Annotated in this window: 19 protein-coding genes; 14 read left to right on the plus strand and 5 right to left on the minus strand. The window is 74.5% G+C overall.

Annotated elements, in window-relative coordinates; genetic code table 11:
- Positions 1-12: 12 nt before the first annotated feature.
- Positions 13-1,737, plus strand: coding sequence for an LCP family protein (locus tag ACIBPC_RS29735; RefSeq protein WP_398848947.1), 1,725 nt, complete (start codon positions 13-15; stop codon positions 1,735-1,737).
- Positions 1,738-2,070: 333 nt separating this feature from the next.
- Positions 2,071-3,168, plus strand: a complete 1,098-nt coding sequence (locus ACIBPC_RS29740) for an LCP family protein (protein ID WP_398848949.1) — start codon at positions 2,071-2,073, stop codon at positions 3,166-3,168.
- A gap of 52 nt (positions 3,169-3,220) precedes the next feature.
- Here the strand turns inward: ACIBPC_RS29740 and ACIBPC_RS29745 are convergent, their stop codons facing one another.
- The 3 genes from ACIBPC_RS29745 to ACIBPC_RS29755 are packed head-to-tail and all read right to left on the minus strand — an operon-like array spanning position 3,221 to position 6,034.
- Positions 3,221-4,558: a coenzyme F420-0:L-glutamate ligase gene (locus ACIBPC_RS29745; protein ID WP_398848951.1), complete on the minus strand. Its 1,338-nt coding sequence runs from the start codon at positions 4,556-4,558 to the stop codon at positions 3,221-3,223.
- Positions 4,555-5,520, minus strand: coding sequence for a 2-phospho-L-lactate transferase (cofD, locus tag ACIBPC_RS29750; RefSeq protein ID WP_398848953.1), 966 nt, complete (start codon positions 5,518-5,520; stop codon positions 4,555-4,557). The genes ACIBPC_RS29745 and cofD overlap by 4 nt, the downstream gene beginning before the upstream one ends.
- Before the next feature lie 13 nt (positions 5,521-5,533).
- Positions 5,534-6,034, minus strand: a complete 501-nt coding sequence (locus ACIBPC_RS29755) for a cysteine dioxygenase family protein (RefSeq protein WP_362957721.1) — start codon at positions 6,032-6,034, stop codon at positions 5,534-5,536.
- 363 nt (positions 6,035-6,397) lie between these two features.
- Here ACIBPC_RS29755 and ACIBPC_RS29760 point away from each other — a divergent pair, with 363 nt between their 5' ends.
- From ACIBPC_RS29760 to ACIBPC_RS29775, 4 genes are all read left to right on the plus strand, one after another.
- On the plus strand, positions 6,398-6,529 hold the full coding sequence (locus ACIBPC_RS29760) for a hypothetical protein (protein WP_362957718.1): 132 nt from the start codon (positions 6,398-6,400) through the stop codon (positions 6,527-6,529).
- Between the two features lie 99 nt (positions 6,530-6,628).
- On the plus strand, positions 6,629-6,892 hold the full coding sequence (locus ACIBPC_RS29765; protein WP_004952403.1) for a WhiB family transcriptional regulator: 264 nt from the start codon (positions 6,629-6,631) through the stop codon (positions 6,890-6,892).
- Positions 6,893-7,008: 116 nt separating this feature from the next.
- The gene (locus ACIBPC_RS29770) at positions 7,009-10,632 is read left to right on the plus strand and encodes a glycosyltransferase (RefSeq protein ID WP_398848955.1); all 3,624 of its coding nucleotides are present in this window, start codon (positions 7,009-7,011) and stop codon (positions 10,630-10,632) included.
- A complete protein-coding gene (locus ACIBPC_RS29775; RefSeq protein WP_398848956.1) occupies positions 10,629-12,212 on the plus strand; it encodes a DUF5719 family protein in 1,584 nt (527 codons plus the stop codon). The genes ACIBPC_RS29770 and ACIBPC_RS29775 overlap by 4 nt, the downstream gene beginning before the upstream one ends.
- 35 nt (positions 12,213-12,247) lie before the next feature.
- Here the strand turns inward: ACIBPC_RS29775 and ACIBPC_RS29780 are convergent, their stop codons facing one another.
- Positions 12,248-12,640: a metallopeptidase family protein gene (locus ACIBPC_RS29780; RefSeq protein ID WP_398848958.1), complete on the minus strand. Its 393-nt coding sequence runs from the start codon at positions 12,638-12,640 to the stop codon at positions 12,248-12,250.
- Between the two features lie 266 nt (positions 12,641-12,906).
- Between ACIBPC_RS29780 and ACIBPC_RS29785 the strand changes: the two genes are divergently transcribed.
- The 7 genes from ACIBPC_RS29785 to ACIBPC_RS29815 all read left to right on the plus strand — a co-directional run bounded on the left by ACIBPC_RS29785 (position 12,907) and on the right by ACIBPC_RS29815 (position 19,965).
- On the plus strand, positions 12,907-13,287 hold the full coding sequence (locus ACIBPC_RS29785; protein ID WP_362957706.1) for a DUF3499 domain-containing protein: 381 nt from the start codon (positions 12,907-12,909) through the stop codon (positions 13,285-13,287).
- A gap of 124 nt (positions 13,288-13,411) precedes the next feature.
- Positions 13,412-14,770: a phosphomannomutase/phosphoglucomutase gene (locus tag ACIBPC_RS29790; RefSeq protein ID WP_398848960.1), complete on the plus strand. Its 1,359-nt coding sequence runs from the start codon at positions 13,412-13,414 to the stop codon at positions 14,768-14,770.
- A gap of 139 nt (positions 14,771-14,909) precedes the next feature.
- On the plus strand, positions 14,910-15,110 hold the full coding sequence (locus ACIBPC_RS29795) for a Trm112 family protein (protein ID WP_398848962.1): 201 nt from the start codon (positions 14,910-14,912) through the stop codon (positions 15,108-15,110).
- A 47-nt stretch (positions 15,111-15,157) separates the two neighbouring features.
- Positions 15,158-16,342: an SIS domain-containing protein gene (locus tag ACIBPC_RS29800; protein ID WP_362957697.1), complete on the plus strand. Its 1,185-nt coding sequence runs from the start codon at positions 15,158-15,160 to the stop codon at positions 16,340-16,342.
- Between the two features lie 49 nt (positions 16,343-16,391).
- Positions 16,392-17,591 carry a mannose-6-phosphate isomerase, class I gene (manA, locus tag ACIBPC_RS29805; RefSeq protein WP_398848964.1) on the plus strand — a complete coding sequence of 400 codons (1,200 nt, stop codon included), beginning with the start codon at positions 16,392-16,394 and terminating at the stop codon, positions 17,589-17,591.
- Between the two features lie 264 nt (positions 17,592-17,855).
- Positions 17,856-19,283, plus strand: coding sequence for an adenosylhomocysteinase (ahcY, locus tag ACIBPC_RS29810; protein ID WP_362957691.1), 1,428 nt, complete (start codon positions 17,856-17,858; stop codon positions 19,281-19,283).
- Positions 19,284-19,341: 58 nt separating this feature from the next.
- Positions 19,342-19,965, plus strand: coding sequence for a hypothetical protein (locus ACIBPC_RS29815; protein ID WP_398848967.1), 624 nt, complete (start codon positions 19,342-19,344; stop codon positions 19,963-19,965).
- Here the strand turns inward: ACIBPC_RS29815 and ACIBPC_RS29820 are convergent.
- On the minus strand, positions 19,949-20,905 hold the full coding sequence (locus tag ACIBPC_RS29820) for an RDD family protein (RefSeq protein WP_398848969.1): 957 nt from the start codon (positions 20,903-20,905) through the stop codon (positions 19,949-19,951). The genes ACIBPC_RS29815 and ACIBPC_RS29820 overlap by 17 nt on opposite strands.
- Before the next feature lie 54 nt (positions 20,906-20,959).
- On the opposite strand from ACIBPC_RS29820, the gene ACIBPC_RS29825 reads away from it, so the two are divergent.
- Positions 20,960-21,970: a stage II sporulation protein M gene (locus tag ACIBPC_RS29825; RefSeq protein WP_398848971.1), complete on the plus strand. Its 1,011-nt coding sequence runs from the start codon at positions 20,960-20,962 to the stop codon at positions 21,968-21,970.
- Positions 21,971-22,286 lie beyond the last annotated feature (316 nt).

Here is a 22,286-nt window from a genome sequence, read left to right on the forward strand (position 1 = left end):
CGGCGAGGCGGAATGCGCGGCGACGATGACGGCGGGTCCTCCGCCGGTTCCGCCCGCGCGGCGGCACGCGCCAGGAACGAGGACCTCCACCGCGACCAGGGCACGGTCCCGCTCCAGCGGGCCGCCCCGGACGCCCGGCCCGGCGGCCCTCCGCCGTCCCCCGCCCCGGCCACCGGCGGGCGGGCGCAGCGGCGCCGCAAGAAGCCCAAGCCGCGCTGGCGCCGCGCCCTCGTCTGGGGCTCGGGCGCGCTGGCGTTCGTCGTCCTGGCCGTCGCCGTGGGCGCGTACCTCTACATACGCCACCTCAACGGCAACCTGGACAAGGAGGAGCTGAACCTCGGCAACAGCCAGGTCGAGCGCTCCCAGCCCAACGCCGCCGGCCAGACGCCGCTGAACATCCTGCTGCTCGGCTCCGACTCCCGCGAGGGCGCCGAGAACGCCGCGCTCGGCGGCGGCGGCGACGGCGGCCAGCGCGCCGACGTCCAGATCCTCATGCACGCCTCGGCCGACCGCAGCAACGTCACGCTGATCAGCATCCCGCGCGACACCATGGTCTCCATACCCGAGTGCACCGACCCGGAGACCGGCGAGGTGTACCCGGCCGTGACGAAGGCCGCCATCAACTCCTCCCTCGGCCACGGCGGCCCCGGCTGCACCGTCGCCACCTGGGAGGAACTGACCGGCATACCCATCGACCACTTCATGATGCTCGACTTCGCGGGTGTCGTGAGCATGGCCGACGCGGTGGGCGGCGTGCCCGTCTGCGTGGACAAGAACATCGCCGACCCCGACTCCCACCTCCGCCTCCCCGCCGGGGAGAGCGTCGTCGAGGGCGAGCAGGCCCTCCAGTGGCTGCGCACCCGCCACGCGTTCGGCGACGGCAGCGACGTCGGCCGCACCAAGGCGCAGCAGATGTACCTGAGCAACATGGTGGACGAGCTGCAGAACAGCACCTCGCTCACCAACGCCGGCCAGCTCATGGACCTCGCCGAGGCGGCGACGAACGCCCTGACCGTCGACCACGGCCTCGGCAGCGTCCAGAAGCTCTACGACCTCGGCCAGGACCTGCGCTCCGTGCCCGGCGACCGCATGAACAGCGTCACCCTCCCCTGGCTCCCCGACCCGGACGACGAGAACCGGATCGTCCCCGACACGGCGGAGGCCGAGGCGCTCTTCGCCCTCGTCCGCGACGACATCCCGCTCGACGACCAGGACGCCGCCCCCGCCGAGTCCGGCGCGGACGCCTCCGCCGAGGCCACCGCCGACCCCGAGGACGCCATCCCCGTCGCCGTGCGCAACGGCACGGGCGCCGACGGCCAGGTCCCGGTCGACGGCCGCGCCGCCGTCATCACCGACCACCTCCTGAGCCTCGGCTTCACCCAGGCCGCCACCGACGCGACGATGTCGAGCGAGGTCACCACCCGCGTCCTGTACGCCGACGAGGCCGACAAGCCGAACGCCCAGGCCGTCGCGGAGGCCCTCGGCCTGCCGGGCAGCGCGGTGCGGATCTCCACGAGCGTGGACCAGGTGACGCTGATCATCGGCGCCGACTGGCGCGAGGGCACGGAGTTCGTCCCGCCGTCCGAGGCGCCCGCCCCGGACGACGGCGGCAGCGGCACGGGGGAGGGGAGCGGCGGCGACGGCGGCGGCCAGGCCGTCGACGAGGAGGACATCCTCTCCGGCGCCGACTCGGACACGTGCATGGAGGTCAACCCGCTGCCCATGTACACCTGGTGACGCGCCCGGGCGCCCGGCCCCTCGCCAGCCGCCCTACTGCTCCATCACGTCCGGGGGCGACAGCACCCCGTGCCCGTCCACCCCGGGTGCCCTGACGCGCTGTGCGCCACGTCGAGCCCGGCGGGTCCACACCCGGCTGCCCTCGGCGACCGGGCGCGCGGCGATCACGGTCCCGGTCCGGCCCGCGTGTCGCTGTCCGCCGATGTGCCGTACGGGCCGGGGGCCGGGATCGCCGGACCCCGGGGCGCGTTCCCGCGAACGGGCGAACCCGGCGCGCGCCGCCCCGGTCGGTAGATCGTATGGCCATACCGTGACGTCGGGAGGTGGTGGACCATGCCCGCACGACGCACCCGCCGCCGGGCCCTGCGCGCCGCCGCCGGCCTGGCCGCCCTCGTCCTCGCCACCAGCGGCGTCGGCCACAGCGTGGTCGGCACGGTCACCGGCGGCGTGCACCGCGTCGATCCGTTCGACGACCTGGCGGGCCGCCCCGAGGCGGGCCGGGGCCTGAACATCCTCCTCGTCGGTACCGACACCCGCGAGGGCCTCACCGACGAGGAACGCCGCGCCTACCACCTCGGCAGCACCGCCTGCCACTGCGCCGACGCCGTCCTCCTGCTCCACGTCTCCGCCGACCGCGACCGCGTGGACCTCATCGGCCTGCCCCGCGACTCGTACGCCGATCTGCCGGAGCACACCTTCGCCGTGACGGGCGAACAGCACCCGGCGCACCCCGACAAGCTGAACGCCGCGCTCTCCCACGGCGGCCCAGGGCTGATGGTCCGCACGGTCGAGGACCTCACCGGCGTCCGCGTGGACCACTACCTGGAGGTCAGCTTCGTCAGCTTCATGCGGGCCGTGGACGTCGTCGGCGGCGTCCGCGTCTGCGCGGAGCGCCCGCTGAAGGACGACTACGCGGGCCTCGACCTGCCCGCCGGCACGAGCACCCTCGACGGCGCCGAGGCCCTCGCGTACGTCCGGGCGCGCCACGTGGACGGCGCCTCCGACCTCGGCCGGATGGAACGCCAGCAGCGCTTCCTCGCCGCCTTCCTCGACCAGGCGCTCGGCAGCGGCACGCTCCTCAACCCCGGACGCCTGTCCGACACGGTCGACGCCCTCCTCGGCTCGGTCAGCGCCGACCGCGGGTTCGGCGCCGAGGAGATGCTGACGCTGGCCCGCGCCATGGGCAGGCTCACGACCTCCGACACCCGCTTCGGCTCCGTCCCGATCGCCGACACCGCGCGCGACGTCCCCGGCCTCGGCTCCACGGTCGTCTGGGACGGAACGGCGGCCGACCGCCTGTTCGACGCCGTACGCGAGGACGAGCCGCTGCCGGACGAGCCGGGACGCTCCGGCGCACGCGACAAGAACGACAGCGCGCCCCCCGAAGGGCATGCCCCGCCCACCACCACGGCCGAGGACGTCCTGTGCTGACACCGCCCCGCCGGGCTCACCGCACCTCTACGGCTCACCTGACCTCGACGGCTCACCTGACCTCTACGAATGTCTCCACGTCCCGCGCCGGCCGCGCCTTCGGCCGCCCCGCGGCGTACCCCACCGCGACCGCGCCCATCGGGTCCCAGTCGTCCGGCAGCCCCAGCTCCGCCCGCACCGCCGCCCGGCAGAACATCGTGGACGACACCCACGCCGAGCCGAGGCCCTCGCCCGCGAGCGCGACCAGCAGGTTCTGCACCCCGGCGCCCATCGCCACGACGAACATCTCGCGCTCCGCCGCCGCCCGCCGCTCGTCCGGGTAGGCGTGCGCCCCCTCGGCGACCAGGCACGGCACCACCAGGTACGGCGCCGCCCGCAGCACCTCGCCGCGCCGCACGCGCCGGGCGATGCTCTCCTCGGACTTCCCGTCCCGCCGCAGGTCCGCGACCCACGCGTCCCGCATCACGTCGAGCAGTCGCTTGCGCGCCCCCGCCGACTCCAGCAGCACGAAGCGCCACGGCGTCGTGTGGTGCGGCGCGGGCGCGGTCACCGCGGCGGCCACCGCGCGCCGCACCGCCGCCGGGTCCACCGGCTCGTCCGTGAACTCCCGCACGGTCCGCCGCAGCGTCACCGCCTCCCGCACGGCCTCCGACGTCCCCAGCCGGAACATGTCCCCGGCCGCGTCCCTGATCAGGTCGCGCGCCGTCTGCCCGGTCTCCCCGACCCGGTTCCCGAGCCCGCGCAGGACGGCGACGGGCAGCCCGGCCGTCTTCCCCTTCACGAGGTCACCGGCCCCCGCCAGCTCGTCCGCGAGCGCCGTCACGGTGACGCCGAGCGGATTGCCGTACGGGTCGGTGCCGCCCCGCAGGTCGTCCACGACCTCGATCCCGGCCGCGCCGATCGCCACGTCCGTCTGCCCCTCGCGCCACGGCCGGCCGAACGTGTCGGTGACCACGACGCCGACCTCGACGCCCAGCAGCTCCCGCAGCCCCCGCCGGATGCGCTCGGCCGACGCGTCCGGGTCCTCCGGCAGCAACAGCACGGTGCCGACAGGGGTGTTGGACGCGTCCACCCCGGCCGCGGCCATGATGAACCCCTGCCGCGACTCCACGATCCTGGCCTGCCCGCGCCGCGCGACGACCCGTACGGTCTCCTCGTCGATCGCCGCCTGCCGGTCGTCGGCCTGCCGCAGCCGCCCCTCCGCCTTGCTCACGATCTTCGACGTCACGATGACGACGTCCCCGTCGGCGAGGCCGGGCAGTCCCGCCCCCGACGCCGCGTCGGCGACCAGCCGCGCCACGTCGTCCCCGGCCCGCACCTCGGGGATGCCGGGCAGCGCCCAGACCGCGTACGAGGGCGCGTCCCCCGCCGGCTGTCCCTCGCCTGTCATGGGTTCACGACCTCCCCGGCCAGCGCCAGCGCCGCCCGCGCCATCTCGGTGGTGGCGTCGAGGTCCGTCATCAGCAGCGGCACGGCGCGGCAGCGGATGCCGTCCTCCTCCACCGCCCCGACCGCGTCCGCGTCCACCGTGTCCACGAGCCAGCCGTCCAGCAGCCCGGAGCCGTAGTGCCGGGCGACGGCCGCCGCCGTCGGCTCCACGCCCACGGCCGCCAGCACCTTGTCCGCCATGCCGCGCACCGGCGCCCCGCCGATCACGGGGGACAGGCCCACGACCGGGACCCCCGCGTCGGCGATCGCCTCGCGCATGCCGGGGACGGCCAGGATCGTGCCGATGCTCACCACCGGGTTCGACGGCGGGAAGAGCACCACGTCCGCCGCCCCGATCGCCTCCAGCACGCCGGGCGCGGGCTTCGCCTGCTCGGCGCCGACCGGCACGATGGCGTGCGCGGGCACCTCGGCGCGCAGCCGCACCCAGTACTCCTGGAAGTGGATGGCCTTGCGCCCGCCGTCGCCGTCGTCGGTCAGCACGTGCGTCTCGACGCGGTCGTCCGTCATCGGCAGCAGGCGCACGCCCGGCTCCCACCGGCGGCACAGCGCCTCGGTGACGGCGCTGAGCGGGTAGCCGGCCGCGAGCATCTGCGTCCGCACGATGTGCGTGGCGAAGTCGCGGTCGCCGAGCCCGAACCACTCGGGCCCGACGCCGTACGCGGCCAGCTCCTCCTTGACGGCGAACGTCTCCCCGGCCCGGCCCCAGCCCTGTTCCTCGTGGATGCCGCCGCCCAGGGTGTACATCACCGTGTCGAGATCGGGGCAGACCTTGAGGCCGAACAGGTGGATGTCGTCGCCGGTGTTGCCGATGACGGTGATGTCCGCTTCGGGGGCGGCCCGGCGCAGGCCCCGCAGGAAGCGGGCCCCGCCGATGCCGCCGGAGAGAGCCACGATACGTCGCATGCGCGCCAGTCTGTCAGCAGCCCAGGGCGGCCCGTGCGACGGGTGCGGCGGCCTCCCGGGGGTGCATCCGCATCTCCGTCAGGCCGGGGAAGTAGATGTGGAGGCTGACGGCCGGTTCCAGCGACGCGTTGACCATCTCGTGCACGTAGCCGGGGCCGAAGACGCGCAGCGAACCGGGCGTCAGGACCCGCGCGCCGCGCGGTCCCGCGTCCTCGGTGAGCGCCCCCGACAGGACGGCGCACACGCCGCTGGACGCGCCGTGGTCGTGCCGCCCGCTGCCCTGTCCTGGCACCCAGCTCAGCAGCCACACCTCGTACCCGGGACCCGTCCGCAGCCGGTGGTACCAGCGGCTCACCGCGTCGTACCGCACCAGCGGCGCCCAACACTCCCGGTCCCCGGCCAGGGCACCGGCGAGGCCGGCGAACTGGGCGACGGTGGCGGGGTGCCCCGTGACGGGCGGCAGCAGGTGGGGGATCGCCAGCGGGTCGCCGGCGATCGCGTTGTCGTTGTCCATGGAGTGCGGTGCGCCTCTGGGTGCTCGGTTGCTCGGGTCGCTCGGACGGCTGGGGTGTTCTGACGTCGGGAAAGGTGAACGGCCGCCTGGCCGGTGAGCGTCGGACCGGACCCGGCCGGACGGGACCGGCGGGTACGCGCGGACGCGCGCGTCCGCGTACGTCCCGGTCAACGGGGTACGCGGCCACGGGCATTGTTTCATCACTTCCGGTCCGTCTGGATGCGGAAAGGTTTATGCGCGGCAGGTCCGGGACAGGTGCCCCGTTGCTCATCCGTGATGCGGCTGTGATCCCTGTCGCTGTCGTACGCCGGTGGCAACGCGTCGGCGCGCGTGGTCGTCCTTCTTTGCACAAGGAGACCCGAAGTGAATGAGATCGACCGGGTTGGGAGGCCGGTGGTGGGGTGGGCGAGCATAGTTTGTGCCGATTTGAACACTTTCCGTATGGCTGTGGTGCCGCAGGGTGAATCATCTGGTGAATGGCAGATCGTGGCTTGACTGCCGCAGAGCCCCACACTTGTAATTTCACTCATGTCGTTCGAGCGGGATCGATAACGACGGCATCACGGGGACGCAAAGAAGACGAGGGGCGCGCATATGACCGAGCTGTTCCAACAACTGCTCGTCGAAGAGGCGGACGAAGAACTCGGCTGGCAGGAGCGCGCGCTGTGCGCCCAGACCGATCCCGAGTCGTTCTTCCCCGAGAAGGGCGGTTCCACACGCGAGGCGAAGAAGGTGTGCCTCGCCTGCGAGGTCCGCTCGGAATGTCTCGAATACGCCCTCGCCAACGACGAACGTTTCGGTATCTGGGGCGGATTGTCCGAGCGGGAACGCCGCCGCCTGAAGAAGGCGGCCGTCTGACGCGCCCGGCGCGCCGACCGGCGGGACGGGCCCGCCGGACAGGAGGGTCAGGCCGTTCCCAGCCGCTAGTGTGGTGCGACGTCCACCACCGTCCAGCGAACCGGGGCCCGCCCTCGATGTCCGTGCAAAGCCATCCCGAATTCCCGCGGCACGTCGTCACCGCTGTGCTCGTCTCGCACGACGGCGAACGCTGGCTCCCCGAGGTTCTCCGGGGACTGCTCGGCCAGGACCGGCCGGTCCAGGACGTCATCGCAGCCGACACCGGCAGCGCCGACTCCTCCGCCACCCTGGTCACCGAAGCCCTCGGCGCCGAGCGTGTGCTGCACCTCGCCCGCCGCACCGGCTTCGGCGCCGCCGTCGCCGAAGCGACCCGCACCGCACCCGTCCTCACGCCGGACGAACTGCCCTACCTCAAGCGGCCACCCGCCTGGGACCCCGTCACCCGCACCTGGGACAACAGCACCTACGACCTGCCCGAGTTCCCCCACGGCGAACCGGTCCACTGGCTGTGGCTGCTGCACGACGACTCGGCCCCGGCACCCGACGCCCTCCTCGAACTGCTCCGCCAGGCCGACGCCAGCCCCTCGGCCACCGTCATCGGCGCCAAGCTCCGCGGCTGGTACGACCGCAGGCAGCTCCTGGAGACCGGCGCGAGCGTCGCCAACAGCGGACGCCGCTGGACCGGCCTCGACCGCCGCGAGCAGGACCAGGGCCAGCACGACCAGGTCAGACCCGTCCTGTCCGTGTCCAGCGCGGGCATGCTCATCCGCCGCGACGTGTACGAGCAACTCGGCGGCTTCGACCGGCGCCTGCCGCTCATGCGCGACGACCTCGACCTGTGCTGGCGCGCCCACGCCGCCGGACACCAGGTCCTGGTCGCCCCGGCCGCCGTCGTCCGCCACGCCGAGGCGGCCGCGCGCGAACGCCGCTCCATCGACTGCGCGGGACGGCTCGGCGGCAGCCCGCACCGGGTGGACAAGGCGGCCGCCGCCTACGCGCTCCTCGTCAACGCGCCAGGACGCACCCTGCCCTGGGTCGTCTTCCGCCTCGTCCTCGGCACCCTCCTGCGCGTCCTCGGCTATCTCGTCGGAAAGCTCCCCGGCCGCGCCCTCGACGAAACCGCGGGACTGCTCAGCACCTTCCTGAGACCGGAACGCATCCTCGCCGCGCGCCGCAACCGCAAGCGCGCCACGGCCCCCGGCTTCGACCCGCGCGAACTGCGCCCCCTCTTCCCCCCGGCGGGCGCCACCCTCCGCACCACCGCCGAACAGGTCGTCAGCAACTTCGGGGGACGCAACGACCCGGCCGCCTCCTCCGGCGGCCGCCACGGCGCCGTCGAGTCGGGCCCGACCGACGACGACGCCGAGGACCTCCACGTCGAGCAGTTCGCCCGCCTGCGCCGCCTCGCGCGGCGCCCGGGACCGATGCTCTTCCTCGGCCTCCTCCTCGCCTCGCTGCTCGCCTGCCGCGACCTGATCGGCGGCGGCGCCCTCACCGGCGGCGCCCTGCTGCCCGCCCCCGCGGAGGCCTCGGCCCTGTGGGACCGCTACCTGGAGACCTGGCAGCCCGTCGGCACCGGCGGCACCGAGAACGCCCCGCCGTACCTCGCGCTGTTCGGCCTGCTCTCCACACTGCTGCTCGGCAGCCCGGGCGGCGCCATCAGCCTGCTGCTCGTCGCCTCCGTCCCCCTGGCGGGCGCCAGCGCCTACTTCGCGTCCCGGCCGCTCGTCATGTCCCGCCTCCTGCGCGCCTGGGGCAGCATCGCGTACGCCTTCCTGCCCGCCGTCACCGGCGCGCTCGCCGGCGGCCGCATCGGCACGGCGGTCCTCGCCGTCCTGCTGCCCCTGATGGCACGCTGCGCCGTCCTCGCCGCGGGTCACACCAGTGGCGGGCGCGGACCCTGGCGCGCGGTGTGGGCGTACGCGCTCCTCCTGACGGTCACCACCGCGTTCACGCCCGTCGTCTGGCCGCTCACGCTGCTGCTCGCCGTCGTCGCCCTCGTCCTCCCGCTGCGCCCCGCGCCCGGCGTGCTGAAGGCGAAGGCACTGCGGGCGGCGGCCGTGCTCCTGACCCCCGCCGTGCTGCTCGGCCCGTGGTCGTGGTCGGTGCTGCTGAGCCCGGCCGAGTTCCTCCACGAGGCGGGGCTGCCGTTCGACACCGGGCAACCGGGCGCGGCACAGCTGCTGAACGCCAACCCGGGCGGCCCCGGCACCCCCGGCACCTGGCTGCTGATCGGCGTCGTCCTCGCCGCGCTCGGCGCCCTCCTGCGCGCCGAGCGCCGCCCCGCCATCCTCACGGCCTGGACGGTGGCGCTCGCCGGCCTGCTCTTCGCGGTCTGGTCGAGCGGCGAGACCTGGTCCGGGCCCGCGACGCTCGTCTACGGCCTCGCGCTGCTGTGCGCGGGCGTCCTCGGCGCGGACGGCGCCCGGTACCGCGTCGCCGCGCAGAGCTTCGGCTGGCGGCAGCCGCTCGCCGTGGCCGTCGCGGGCACAGCGGCGGCCGGTCCGCTGCTGGTCGCCGCGGGCTGGGCGCTCGGCGGCGCCGACGGGCCCCTGGAACGCGGCAACGCCGTACAGGTGCCCGCGTTCGTCGCCGCCGAGAGCACCACCCGCGACCAGGCCAGGACCCTCGTCCTGTCCGGACGCCCCGGCGGCGGCTCCGAACCGGCGGGACATGTCACGTACACCCTCGTCCGCGGCTCGGGCGCCCGCCTGGGCGACGCCGACCTCGCCGACGCCCTCGGCGCCAACGACACCCTGGGCCAGGCGGTCGGCGAACTCGTCGCGGGCTCGGGCGCCGACCAGACGGCCGTGCTCGCCGGATACGCGGTGCGGTACGTCCTCGTGCAGGACGGCTCGCCCGAGGAACTGCGGCGCGTGCTCGACACCACCCCGGGACTCCAGCGGCTCAGCCAGGAGGACGGCACGTCCCTGTGGCGCGTCGACCGCGAGGTGGCCCGCGCCATGGTCCTGCCCGCGGGGGCGGACGCCCCGGACGCCGACGCGGTCCCCGTCCCGGCGGACACCGTCGAGATCCACACCGACCTGCCCGACGGGCCGGAGGGCCGCACGCTGCGGCTCGCCGACAGCGCCTCGGACGCGTGGCAGGCCACGCTGGACGGGCGGGCCCTCACCCCGGTCACGCTGGACGGCTGGGCCCAGGGCTTCGAACTCCCGGCGGGCGGCGGACGACTCGACGTCGTCCACGAGACGCCGTTCACCCACACGGTGTGGGTGTGGGCGCAGGGCTTCTGCCTGCTGGTGCTGTGCGTGCTCGCCCTGCCGGGCCGCCGCCGCGAGCTGGACGACGACCTGCCGGAGGCCGAGGAGCAGGCGGAGCCCGCCCAGGGCCGCAGGGCACGCCGGACGGCGACCGTCCCCGCCCAGCAGGGCCCGGACACCGACCTCACCCCCGACGGAGTGCCCGGCGCGCCGGCGCACGAGCCGGAGCCCGAGGCGGAACAGCAGCCCGACCCCGCGCCCGCGTACGCCCCGGAGCCCGACTACGCCCCCGACCCGTACGGGCAGGGCGGGTACGGCGACCCGTACGCGCAGCAGGGCCCGTACTACCAGGACGGCGGCTACCAGGACGGCGGCGCCATCCCGCAGCAGCAGGACGGCAGCTGGAACGGCCAGGAGCGCTACGGCCAGGACGGGTACGACGGCAGTCCCTACGACCCCCAGCACGTCAGGCCGTACGACTACCCGGCCGACTACGGTGACGGGAGCAACCAGCGGTGAACCGCACCCTCATGTCCCTCGTCGCGGTCGTCGCCGCCATCGGCGCGATCACCGGCGCGGCCGCGCTGCGCCCGGCGGACGGCGAGGCGGCGGCCCCGCCGACCGAGCCCCGCCCGGTCGAACGGTCCACGCTCGCCTGCCCCCGCCCCACGTCCGCGGAGTCGGCGACGACCTGGTACACCGCGTACACCCCGCCGCTCCCCGGCCTGTCGGCGCCCGAGGCGCCCGACGGCGAAGGGGAGGAGCAGCAGGAGAGCCTGGCGGCGCTCGTCCCCGCGCCGGAGTACGCCCCCGGCACCGAGGAGGATGCCGGGGAGCCGGAGGACGGCGAGGAGACGGACGAGTCCGGGGAGTCCGGCGACGCCGAGGACGCCCCCGACCCCGTCCTCCCGCTGGCCGGCCCCGGCATCCCCGTCACCGGCCGCGTCACCGGCCCCGACCACCCCGCGCTGACCGGCACCGCCGAGGAGGCCCTCGCCCCCGGCTGGACGGTCCAGCAGACCACCAGGACGGAGGGCGACAGCGGCGACGCCCTCCTCGGCACCGCCTGCCAGGCCCCCGACACGGACTTCTGGTTCGCGGGCGCGAGCACGAGCGCCGCCCGCCACGACTACGTCCACCTGACCAACCCCGACCCGGCCGCCACCGTCGTGGACATCGAGCTGTACGGCCCCGAGGGCGCGGTCGAGAGCGAGGCGGGCCAGAACATCGCCGTCCCCGGCGGCAGCAGCGTCCCCGTCCGCCTCGCGACGCTGACCGCCGAGGAGATCCCGGCCCTCGCCGTCCACGTGACGGCGCGCAGCGGGCGCATCGGCGCGCAGATCGAGGCGGTCGACACGGCGGGCGGCGCCGACTGGCTGCCCCCGTCCGCCGCCCCCGACGGCGCGCTCGTCCTCCCCGGCATCCCGGCGGGGGCGCGCAGCGTCCGGCTGTTCGCCTTCACGCCGGGTGACGCGGACGTCGTCCTCGACGTCGGCCTCGCGGGCGGCGGCGGCACGATCACCCCGGCCGGGCACGAGACGGTGGACGTCACGGCGGGCGCCGTCACCGCCGTCGACCTCGGCGGCCTGACGCAGGACGAGCCCGGCTCGCTGGTCCTCACCCGCGCGGAGGGCACCGGCACCGGCCCGGTCTTCGCCGCGCTCCAGGTGATCGTGGGCGGCGACGACGAGGACGCCCCGCCGGAGACGGCGTTCATCCCGGTCACCGCCCCCGTGGGGCACCGCGCCACCGCGACCGGCAACACGGCGTCCGGCACCCGCCTCATCCTCACCGCCCCCGAGGACGCGGTCGACGTGTCGGTCACCGTCTCGGCGGGAACGGACGGCGGCGAGCCCGTCACCGAGCAGTACACCGTGGACGGCAGGACGACGTTCGCCCTCGACCCCGAGCTGCCCGACGGCACCGAGGCGCCGTACTCCCTCACGGTCGAGACGGACGGCGGCCCGCTCCACGCCGCCCGCATCCTCACGATGGGCGACGGCGACGCGCCGCTCGTCACCGTCCAGACGCTGCCCGACGACCACTCCACGGTCGCCGTGCCCGGGACGGAGCAGGACCTGTCCATCCTCACGGACTGAACGCGGGCCGTACGGGCGGGACCGGACCTCCAGGTTCAGTCCTGCCCGTACCTCGGGTCCACGGACTCCGGCGCGAGCCCCAGCAGTTCGGCCGCCTGCTCCACCACGACGTCGTGCACCAGCTGCGCGCACTCGTCACGGTCCCTGCTGCGCAGCTCCACCGGCCGCCGGTACACGACGATGCGGTCCGGCCGCGTGCCCTTCCCGCGCAGCACCCCGCCCAGCGGCACGGCGTCCGGCGACACCCCGCGCGTACCGCCCCCGCCCTCCGGCGGCAGCAGCGGGACGTCCAGGACGGCGAACACCACGTCGTCCAGCTCCGGCAGCCGCCGCCGCAGCCGTTCGGCCGAGTCGTGCACCAGCGAGTCGAACGTGTCCGCCCTGCTCACCGCGAGCGGCACCTGCGGCGGCGCCACGGGTCCGCGCATGCCGCGGCCGTGCCTGTCCCGGTGCCGGTGCCTGCCCGCCGGACCCGGGGGAGCCGGGGATGCGCCGCTGGAATCGTCCATCAACGTCCGACCATAGATGACGGGGCGCCAGATGGTGAGCACACGGTGCGGGACCGTCCCGGGGGAGGACAACACCGAACCTCCGGGCGAATCCGTACAGGCCGGACGCCCCTAGGGCGACACGGCGGGGTGACGCCGCCCCGAGTCGTCGCGGCCCGCTCAGGAGTGCGGTACGGTCCAACATCGTGAGTCCCGTCCGCCGCTGTTCGCGCACCGCGTGCGCCCGCCCCGCCGTGGCGACCCTGACCTATGTCTACGCGGACTCCACCGCAGTCCTCGGCCCCCTGGCCACCTATGCCGAGCCGCACTGTTACGACCTGTGCGCCGAGCACTCCGAGCGGCTCACCGCGCCGCGCGGCTGGGAGGTCGTCAGGCTCGCCGTGGACCCGGCGGCGGCCCGGCCCAGCGGGGACGACCTCGAAGCGCTCGCCGACGCCGTCCGCGAGGCCGCCCGCACCCCGCCGCCCCGCCAGAACCCGCCCCCCGGGCCCCCGCCGCGCGGCGCGGACCCGGTTGAGGTCGCCCGCCGCGGGCATCTGCGCATTCTGCGCTCCCCGGAGCAGTGATCGGCGGCCGGTACATTGAACGGTGGAGCGCTCCCGACCGGACCGTCCGCCGAACGCCCCGTCAGCGGACCACAGGACGGCCCGGACACCGCCCATGAAGCCACCGCCAGACAAGGGGTTAGCTGTGCCGGACCTGTCACAGATCGTGAAGGCATACGACGTACGCGGTGTGGTCCCCGATCAGTGGGACGAGCGGCTCGCCGAGCTGTTCGGCGCCGCGTTCGCCGAGATCACCGGCGCCACCGCCATCGTCATCGGGCACGACATGCGTCCGTCGTCCCCCGGTCTCTCCCGCGCCTTCGGCAAGGGTGCCGCCGGGCGCGGCGCCGACGTCACCGAGATCGGCCTGTGCTCCACCGACGAGCTGTACTACGCCAGCGGCGCCCTGGACGTGCCGGGCGCCATGTTCACCGCGAGCCACAACCCGGCGCAGTACAACGGCATCAAGATGTGCCGCGCCGGAGCCGCCCCCGTCGGGCAGGACAGCGGCCTCGCCGACATCCGCGCGCTGGTCGAGCGCTGGGCAGCCGACGGCGCGCCGGAGCCGGTCGCCGAGCCGGGCGCCATCGGGCAGCGCGACGTCCTCGGCGACTACGCGGCCCACCTCCGCACCCTCGTGGACCTGTCGGGCATCCGCCCGCTGAAGGTCGTCGTCGACGCGGGCAACGGCATGGGCGGCCACACCGTCCCGACCGTCCTCGCCGACCTGCCCGTCGCACTCGTCCCGATGTACTTCGAGCTGGACGGCACCTTCCCCAACCACGAGGCCAACCCCATCGATCCCGCCAACATCGTGGACCTCCAGGCGAAGGTCCGCGAGACCGGCGCCGACATCGGCCTCGCCTTCGACGGCGACGCCGACCGCTGCTTCGTCGTGGACGAACGCGGCGAGCCCGTCCCCCCGTCCGCCATCACCGCCCTGGTCGCCGCCCGCGAGCTGGGCAAGACGCCGGGCGGCACGGTCATCCACAACCTCATCACGTCGTGGACCGTCCCCGAGGTCGTCAGGGAGAACGGCGGCACGCCCGTCCGCACCCGCGTCGGACACTCGTTCATCAAGGGCGAGATGGCCCGTACCGGCGCCATCTTCGGCGGCGAGCACTCGGCGCACTACTACTTCCGCGACTTCTGGAACGCCGACACCGGCATGCTCGCCGCCCTGCACGTCCTCGCCGCGCTCGGGCAGCAGGAAGGACCGCTGTCCGGCCTGGTCTCGGCCTACGACCGGTACGCCGCCTCGGGCGAGATCAACAGCCGCGTGGACGACCAGGAGGGCCGCGCCGCCGCCGTCAAGGCCGCGTTCGCCGACCGCGAGGGCGTCACGCTCGACGAGCTGGACGGTCTCACCGTCACCGCCGCGGACTGGTGGTTCAACATCAGGCCGTCCAACACCGAGCCGCTGCTGCGCCTCAACGTCGAGGCCCGCGACGCCGGCACCGTCGAGAAGGTCCGCGACGAGGTCCTCGCCCTCGTCCGCGCCTGACCGCGTCACCCGCCGCCCCGGCTCGCCGCGCCGGGGCGGCGGACCTGCGGGTAGGGTGATCCGCGACAACAGCGACACCATCCGACACCACCCGCGTACGGGCCTCCCGCCCGCACCGCACAGCCGCAGGGGAGACGCCATGCCGCTCGTCGAGGCCGCTCTGCTGGAGATCCTGGCCTGCCCCGCCTGCCACGCGCCGCTGCGCGAGGAGGCCGAGGAGGGCACCGGGGACGCCGAGTCCGGCGAACTCGTCTGCACGAGCGACACCTGCGGACTGGCCTACCCCGTCCAGGACGGCATCCCCGTCCTCCTGGAGGACGAGGCCCGCAGGACCGGCTGACCCCGGCCCGACACGCACGCCGCACGGCGACCGGAGAGAGCTCCCGCATGATCGACGAATCGCTGCTCGACGCCCCGGACGAACTGCTCCGCGCCGACCCGCACGGCATGCTCCGCGCCGTCGCCGCGTCCGGCGCCCAGGTGCGCACCGCCGCCAGGGGAGCGGAGGAGTCCGACCTCGGCCGCCTCACCCCGCAGGGCCGCCCGGGGACGCTCCTCGTGGCGGGCACCGGCCCGGCCACCCCGCTCACCGCGGGCCTGCTCACCGCCCTGGCGGGCGACTCCGTCCGCGTCACCCACCTGCGCCCCACCGGCCCGCTGGCCGCGCACGGCGCCCTCACCTGGCCGCTGCCCCGCTGGGTGGGCTCACTGGACCTGCTGCTCCTGACGACGTCCGACGGCTCCGAGCCCGGCCTCGCACTGCTCGTCGAGGCCGCCTTCCGCCGTGGCTGCGCGGTCGCCGTCATCGCCCCGGCGGACAGCCCCCTGGCGGGCGTCGCCGCGCACCGGCGCAGCCCCGTCATCCCGCTCACCCCGGCGCCCTACCTGGAGACGGGCGGCCCCGCCGCCACCCCCGGCCACGCCTGGGCCCTCGTCACCCCGGCGCTGATGCTCGCCGACCGCCTCGGCCTGCTCGACCCGCCGCCGGGCGCGGGCCCCGACGAGGACCCCCACGCGAGCCCGGCCGCCCTCCAACTCCTCGCCGACCGCCTGGACTCCGTCGCCGAACGCTGCGGACCCACCGTCCGCACGACCGACAACCCGGCGAAGACCCTCGCCACCGGCTTCGCCGACACCCTCCCGCTCCTGTGGAGCGAAGGGCCCGTCGCGGGCGCCGCCGCCCGCCACGCCGCCACCACCCTCGCCTCCCTCGCCGGACGCCCCGCCCTCACGGCCGAGCTGCCCGAAGCGCTCCTCACCCACCGCGCGCTGCTGTCCGGCAACCTCGCAGCCTCCACCGGCGACCCCGACGACTTCTTCCGCGACCGCGTGGACGAGCCGGCGCCCCTCCACGCCCGCGTCCTGCTGCTCCGCAGCCCCCTCCCGGCGACCGACGAGGGCACCGGCAGCGCCGCCGACACCGCCCGCGACCTGGCACAGGCACACGGCATCGCCTTCGGCGAACCGGCGATCGCCGAGGGCGGCGGCCTCCTCGCCACCGCCGCCGAGCTGATCGCCCAGCTCGACTTCGCCGCCGTCTACCTCGCCCTCACCTCCGGCGCCCGCGGCTGACCGAGCCCGCCGCGCGCCACCGGCAGAACCGCAAAGGAACGACGCACACGTGGACCGCCTCACCAACACCGTCCGGCCCTACGCCTGGGGTTCCACCACCGACATACCGCGACTCCTGGGCACCGAGCCCACCGGCGAGCCCCAGGCCGAACTGTGGATGGGCGCCCACCCGGGCGCCCCCTCCCGCCTCGAACGCCCCGGCGGCCCGCTCTCCCTGGCCGACGCCATCGCCGCCGACCCCGAGGGCCAGCTCGGCAAGGACACCGTCCACCGCTTCGGCCCGTCGCTGCCCTTCCTCCTCAAGGTCCTGGCCGCCGGGTCACCGCTCTCCCTCCAGGTCCACCCCGACCGCGCCCAGGCCCAGGCCGGCTACGCGGCCGAGGAGGCGCGCGGCGTCCCCGCGGACGCGCCGGAGCGCACGTACAAGGACGCCAACCACAAGCCCGAACTGATCTGCGCCCTCACCCCGTTCGACGGCCTCTGCGGCTTCCGCGACCCCGCCGCGACCGCCGGCCTCCTCGACGGCCTCGGCGTGGACAGCCTCAAGCCGTACGCCGACCTGCTGCGCGCCCGCCCCGCGACCGACGCCCTGCGCGAGGTCCTCACCGCCGTCCTGACGGCCGACCGCGACGCCATCGCCGCCTCCGCCACCCAGGCCGCGGAGGCCGCCGCACGCCTCGGCGCCGACGACCCCGAGGGCCCGTACGCCGCCTACGCCGACATCGCCCGCCACTACCCCGGCGACCCCGGCGTCATCGCCGCGATGCTGCTCAACCACGTACGGCTCCAGCCCGGCCAGGCGCTCTACCTCGCCGCCGGTGTCCCGCACGCCTACCTCAAGGGCCTGGGCGTCGAGATCATGGCCAACTCCGACAACGTCCTGCGCTGCGGCCTCACGCCCAAGCACATCGACGTGCCCGAACTCCTGCGCATCGTCCGTTTCGAGCCGACGGACCCGGGCGTCATCGGCCCCGTCGGCGACCCGGCCGATCGCGCGGACCACACGTACGACGTGCCCATCGACGAGTTCCGCCTCTCGCGCCACCTCCTCACCGACGGCGCACCCCCGCGCGCCCTGCCTTACGGCAGCCCGCAGATCCTGCTGTGCACCGAAGGACACGCCGACCTGCGCACCGCCGACGGCACCACCCTCACCCTCGCCCCCGGCCGGTCCGCCTGGGCCACCGCCGCCGACCGCGTGGAGGCCTCCGGCTCCGGCACGCTCTTCCGCGCCGCCGTCGCCCCCTGACCGCCCCGCCCCGGGACGGCGGAACGCGCCGCCCCGGCGCGACGTGTGGCCGGTATCGACCGCCGGGCCTTGAGCCGCCCCGGGGGCCGCGGTGTAGATTCGGCGGCGGAGTCACAGTCGATGCTGATGGCAGTCGGGCGGCACACCGCCCGGCCGAGGGGTAAGAAGGCCCTCCGACGGACCGCGGAAGCACGGTCGCGCCCCCCCGCGCGCCCGACGCCGCACCCTGTCCGCCATCCGCTCACCTCCACAGGAGCAGACGTCATGACGTCGAACACCTCCGGCGACTTCAAGGTCGCCGACCTCTCCCTCGCCGAGTTCGGCCGCAAGGAGATCACCCTCGCCGAGCACGAGATGCCGGGCCTGATGGCCCTGCGCGAGGAGTACGGAGCCGCCCAGCCGCTTGCCGGCGCCCGCATCACCGGCTCCCTGCACATGACCGTGCAGACCGCCGTCCTCATCGAGACCCTCATCGCCCTCGGCGCCCGCGTCCGCTGGGCCTCGTGCAACATCTTCTCCACCCAGGACCACGCCGCCGCCGCGATCGCCGCCGCCGGCATCCCCGTCTTCGCCTGGAAGGGCGAGACGCTGGAGGAGTACTGGTGGTGCACCGAGCAGGCCCTCACCTGGGCCGACGCGCCGACCGGCGGCCCCAACGCCATCCTCGACGACGGCGGCGACGCCACCCTCCTCGTCCACAAGGGCGTCGAGTACGAGAAGGACGGCAAGGTCCCCGACCCGTCCACCGCCGAGAACGACGAGCACCGCGTCATCCTCGAACTGCTGACCCGCACCGTCGCCGAGAGCCCGCAGAAGTGGACCCAGGCGGCCTCCGAGATCCGCGGCGTCACCGAGGAGACCACCACCGGCGTCCACCGCCTCTACGAGATGTTCCGCGAGGGCACCCTGCTGTTCCCCGCGATCAACGTGAACGACTCCGTCACCAAGTCGAAGTTCGACAACAAGTACGGCGTCCGCCACTCCCTCGTCGACGGCATCAACCGCGGCACCGACGTCCTCATCGGCGGCAAGACCGCCGTCGTCTGCGGCTACGGCGACGTCGGCAAGGGCTGCGCCGAGTCCCTGCGCGGCCAGGGCGCCCGCGTCATCGTCACCGAGGTGGACCCCATCTGCGCCCTCCAGGCCGCGATGGACGGCTACCAGGTCGCCCGCCTGGACGACGTGGTGGAGACGGCCGACATCTTCGTCACCGCCACCGGCAACCGCGACGTCATCATGGCCGCCGACATGAGCCGCATGAAGCACCAGGCGATCGTCGGCAACATCGGCCACTTCGACAACGAGATCGACATGGCCGGTCTCGCCCGCGTCCCCGGCGTCGTCAAGGACGAGATCAAGCCGCAGGTCCACACCTGGACCTTCCCGGACGGCCACACCATCATCGTCCTGTCCGAGGGCCGCCTGCTGAACCTGGGCAACGCCACCGGCCACCCCTCGTTCGTCATGTCCAACAGCTTCGCGAACCAGACGATCGCCCAGATCGAGATCTACACGCGGACCGACGAGTACCCGACCGGCGTCTACACGCTGCCCAAGCACCTCGACGAGAAGGTCGCCCGCCTCCACCTGGACGCGCTCGACGCGCGCCTCACCGTGCTGCGCCCCGAGCAGGCGTCGTACATCGGCGTCCAGGTCGAGGGCCCGTACAAGCCCGAGCACTACCGCTACTGACCAGCCGTCCCTGTGCCCGGCCCCGTTCGCGGGGCCGGGCGCACCGGTACTCCACCCCATGCCCAGAGGCCGCTACCGCCTGCACGACCCCGACGACCGCACCCCGCCGGCCGACGAGCACTTCCAGTGCGCGCCCGGCCCGACCGGATGGCGGTACGTCTCCCGGCGCACGACCGGGACCGGCGCCCCCACGGGCTCCGTGGACCTCACCCTCGACGCGCTCGGCCGCCCCATACGCCTCGAACTGGCCGCCGCCCACTGGCGCGTACGCGGCGCCGCCCTCGACGGCCTGACCTGGGTGCGCATGGGCGCGGACGGCACGGACGCCGAGCAGCGCACCGCCGACGGCCGCGCGTTCTCCGGCGAGTCCCCGGCCTTCCTCATCGCCACCGCCCGCCTGCTGCGCCTCACCCCGGACGCCCCCACGGCACGCGTCCGCACGGTCGCCTTCACCGCACCGCACCTCGCGCCCCGCACACTCGACCAGGGCTGGACGCTCCTCGGCTCCGAGGACCACGCCACCGACACCGGCACGCTCACCGTCGACCACTACCAGCTGGACGACCTGGAGACGGGCGCGCGCGGCACGGTCCACCTCGCGGGGGACGTCGTCCTCGCCGCACCGGGCGTCGAACTGGAGGCACTCGACTCACCCCCGTCCGTCCTCACCCAGGCGGAGTGAACCCGCCCCCGGACGGCGGCTCCTCCACGGGTATCTCCCGCGGCTCGGCCACGGGCTGCGGCTGCGCCTGCTGCTCAGGCTGGAAGTACGGCTGCTGGGGCGCGTACTGCGGCGCCGCGTAGTGCTGTTGCGGGTACTGCTGCTGGGGGTACTGCGCCTGCGGCCACTGCTGTACGTGCTGCACGTGCTGACCCGCCGCGTACATCCGCGCCGCCTCACGCCGCTGCCGCTCGGCCATCACCGCGGACAGGTAGTCCACCGGCTGCACCCCGGCGGGCGCGGCGACACCGACACGCGCCATCAGCTCCTGCGACAGCCGCACCCCCATCGACCACGCCACCGTCCGGTCCAGCTGCGGCAGCCTGGTGAGGAACTGCCGTACGGACAGCCACAGATCGTCGGGCACCCGGGACAGGTCGAGTTCGGTGAAGTGGCCCGCGAGCCAGTGCGGGGCGGGCGGCACGGGCCGTGACGCCGCCCCCGGCAGCCGCTCGCGCACCACCAGCGCGCCCGCGAAGATGTCCCCGAGCCGCCGCCCCTCCGCCGACACGAGCGACGCGATGACACCGACCGTCCCGAGGGTCAGGAGCAGCTCGACCACCCCGACCGCCCCGCGGACCAGCGCGTGCCGGAAGCGGATGGGCCCGCCGTCCGTCCGCACCACCCGCAGCCCGAACGCCGCCTTCCCCACCGAGCGCCCCCCGCTCAGCGTCTCCACCGCGATGGGGGCACCGACCAGCAGGAGGACGAAGAGGGCGACCTGCACGGCCGCCGTCGCGGCCGTGCCGAGGGAGAACACGGAGCTGAGGAGCAGCATCGAGATCAGCAGATAGGCGCTGAAGACGATCAGCAGATCGAGCAGCACGGCCATCGCCCGGCTCGGCAGACGCGCGGGCTGGAGCCCCAGGACGACCGCGTCCCCCGTCACCAGTTGACTCATCGTGACCCCCTTCCTCTGGACAGTGTGGCATTCCCGTCTGACAAGCTCTGTCCCATGGACCTGGACGTCTTCGTCGCCACCCACCGGGCGGAATGGGAACGCCTCGAAGCCCTGCTGCGCACGCCCAGGGGCAGGCTCGGCGGCGCGCAGGCCGACGAGCTGGTCACGCTCTACCAGCGCACGGCCACCCATCTCTCCCAGCTGCGGTCGACAGCCCCCGACCCGGCGCTCATCAGCCGGCTCACGACGCTCGTCGCCCGCGCCCGCAGCGCCGTCGTGGGCACCCGCCGCGCGACCTGGCGGGACGCGCTCGGCTTCTTCACCTCCGCCTTTCCCGCGGCCTGCTACCGCACGTGGCGCTGGTGGGTGCCCGCCGCACTGGTCAGCGTCCTGGTCATCGCGGTGACCGGCTGGTGGATCGCCGGGAACCCGGACGTCCAGGCCGCTCTCGGCGCCCCGGAGGACCTCCGCGAGATGACGCGGCCCGGCGGCCAGTACGAGACGTACTACTCCAGCAGTCCCGCCGCCGCCTTCTCGGCCCAGGTCTGGACGAACAACGCCCAGGTCGCCGCGACCTGCCTGGCCTTCGGCGCGCTGCTCGGCATCCCGGTCCTGTGGGTGCTCCTCCAGAACGCGGTGAACGTCGGCATCGGCGTCGGGCTGATGGGCTCGGCCGGCCGTCTCGACGTCTTCTTCGGCCTGATCCTGCCGCACGGCCTGCTGGAGCTGACGGCCGTCTTCCTCGCGGCCGGGGTCGGCCTGCGCCTGGGCTGGACGGTGATCGACCCGGGGCCGCGGACACGCGCGACGGCCCTGGCACAGGAGGGCAGGGCCGCCCTCGGCATGGCCGTCGGGCTGGCCGTGGTCCTGCTGGTCTCCGGACTGATCGAGGGCTTCGTGACCCCCTCGGGTCTGCCGACCTGGGCGCGGATCGCGATCGGGGTGGTGGCGGAGGCGCTGTTCCTCCTCTATGTCTTCGTGGTCGGCAGACGTGCCGCCGCGGCGGGGGAGACGGGCGACGTGGTGGCCGCCGACCGCGAGGCGGAGGCCCCGGTGGCCGCCTGAGCAGCCGGTTTGACGCGCCCGCCACAGCGGCGTAACGTTCTCCGAGCTGCCACCGAGCCGCCGTGTACAACGGCGATTCCGGTAAGCGGCTTCCGCCACTGAAGTGGCACTCTCTCGCTCGACATCTCGAAGCCCGCAAGGGTCTTATTCGGCATGGCCCGAATAGACCGCGCGGGGGCCGATTTGGAAAAGCCGGGGAATGCCTCTAAAGTAGTGGACATACCGAAGGGAAGCGCCCGGAGAGGCCTGAGAGGGTCTTGAAGGAAGCGTCCGTTCCTTGAGAACTCAACAGCGTGCCAAAAGTCAATGCCAATTG

The sequence above is a fragment of the Streptomyces sp. NPDC049879 genome, assembly GCF_044461265.1.
Lineage (GTDB): Bacteria > Actinomycetota > Actinomycetes > Streptomycetales > Streptomycetaceae > Streptomyces.

Coding starts and splice junctions, on each gene's coding strand:
- ACIBPC_RS29735 (WP_398848947.1), top strand. CDS start 13: ATGCGCGGCGACGATGACGGCGGGTCCTCCGCCGGTTCCGCCCGCGCG.
- ACIBPC_RS29740 (WP_398848949.1), top strand. CDS start 2,071: ATGCCCGCACGACGCACCCGCCGCCGGGCCCTGCGCGCCGCCGCCGGC.
- ACIBPC_RS29745 (WP_398848951.1), bottom strand. CDS start 4,558: ATGACAGGCGAGGGACAGCCGGCGGGGGACGCGCCCTCGTACGCGGTC.
- cofD (WP_398848953.1), bottom strand. CDS start 5,520: ATGCGACGTATCGTGGCTCTCTCCGGCGGCATCGGCGGGGCCCGCTTC.
- ACIBPC_RS29755 (WP_362957721.1), bottom strand. CDS start 6,034: ATGGACAACGACAACGCGATCGCCGGCGACCCGCTGGCGATCCCCCAC.
- ACIBPC_RS29765 (WP_004952403.1), top strand. CDS start 6,629: ATGACCGAGCTGTTCCAACAACTGCTCGTCGAAGAGGCGGACGAAGAA.
- ACIBPC_RS29770 (WP_398848955.1), top strand. CDS start 7,009: ATGTCCGTGCAAAGCCATCCCGAATTCCCGCGGCACGTCGTCACCGCT.
- ACIBPC_RS29780 (WP_398848958.1), bottom strand. CDS start 12,640: ATGCGCGGACCCGTGGCGCCGCCGCAGGTGCCGCTCGCGGTGAGCAGG.
- ACIBPC_RS29795 (WP_398848962.1), top strand. CDS start 14,910: ATGCCGCTCGTCGAGGCCGCTCTGCTGGAGATCCTGGCCTGCCCCGCC.
- ACIBPC_RS29800 (WP_362957697.1), top strand. CDS start 15,158: ATGATCGACGAATCGCTGCTCGACGCCCCGGACGAACTGCTCCGCGCC.
- ahcY (WP_362957691.1), top strand. CDS start 17,856: ATGACGTCGAACACCTCCGGCGACTTCAAGGTCGCCGACCTCTCCCTC.
- ACIBPC_RS29815 (WP_398848967.1), top strand. CDS start 19,342: ATGCCCAGAGGCCGCTACCGCCTGCACGACCCCGACGACCGCACCCCG.
- ACIBPC_RS29820 (WP_398848969.1), bottom strand. CDS start 20,905: ATGAGTCAACTGGTGACGGGGGACGCGGTCGTCCTGGGGCTCCAGCCC.
- ACIBPC_RS29825 (WP_398848971.1), top strand. CDS start 20,960: ATGGACCTGGACGTCTTCGTCGCCACCCACCGGGCGGAATGGGAACGC.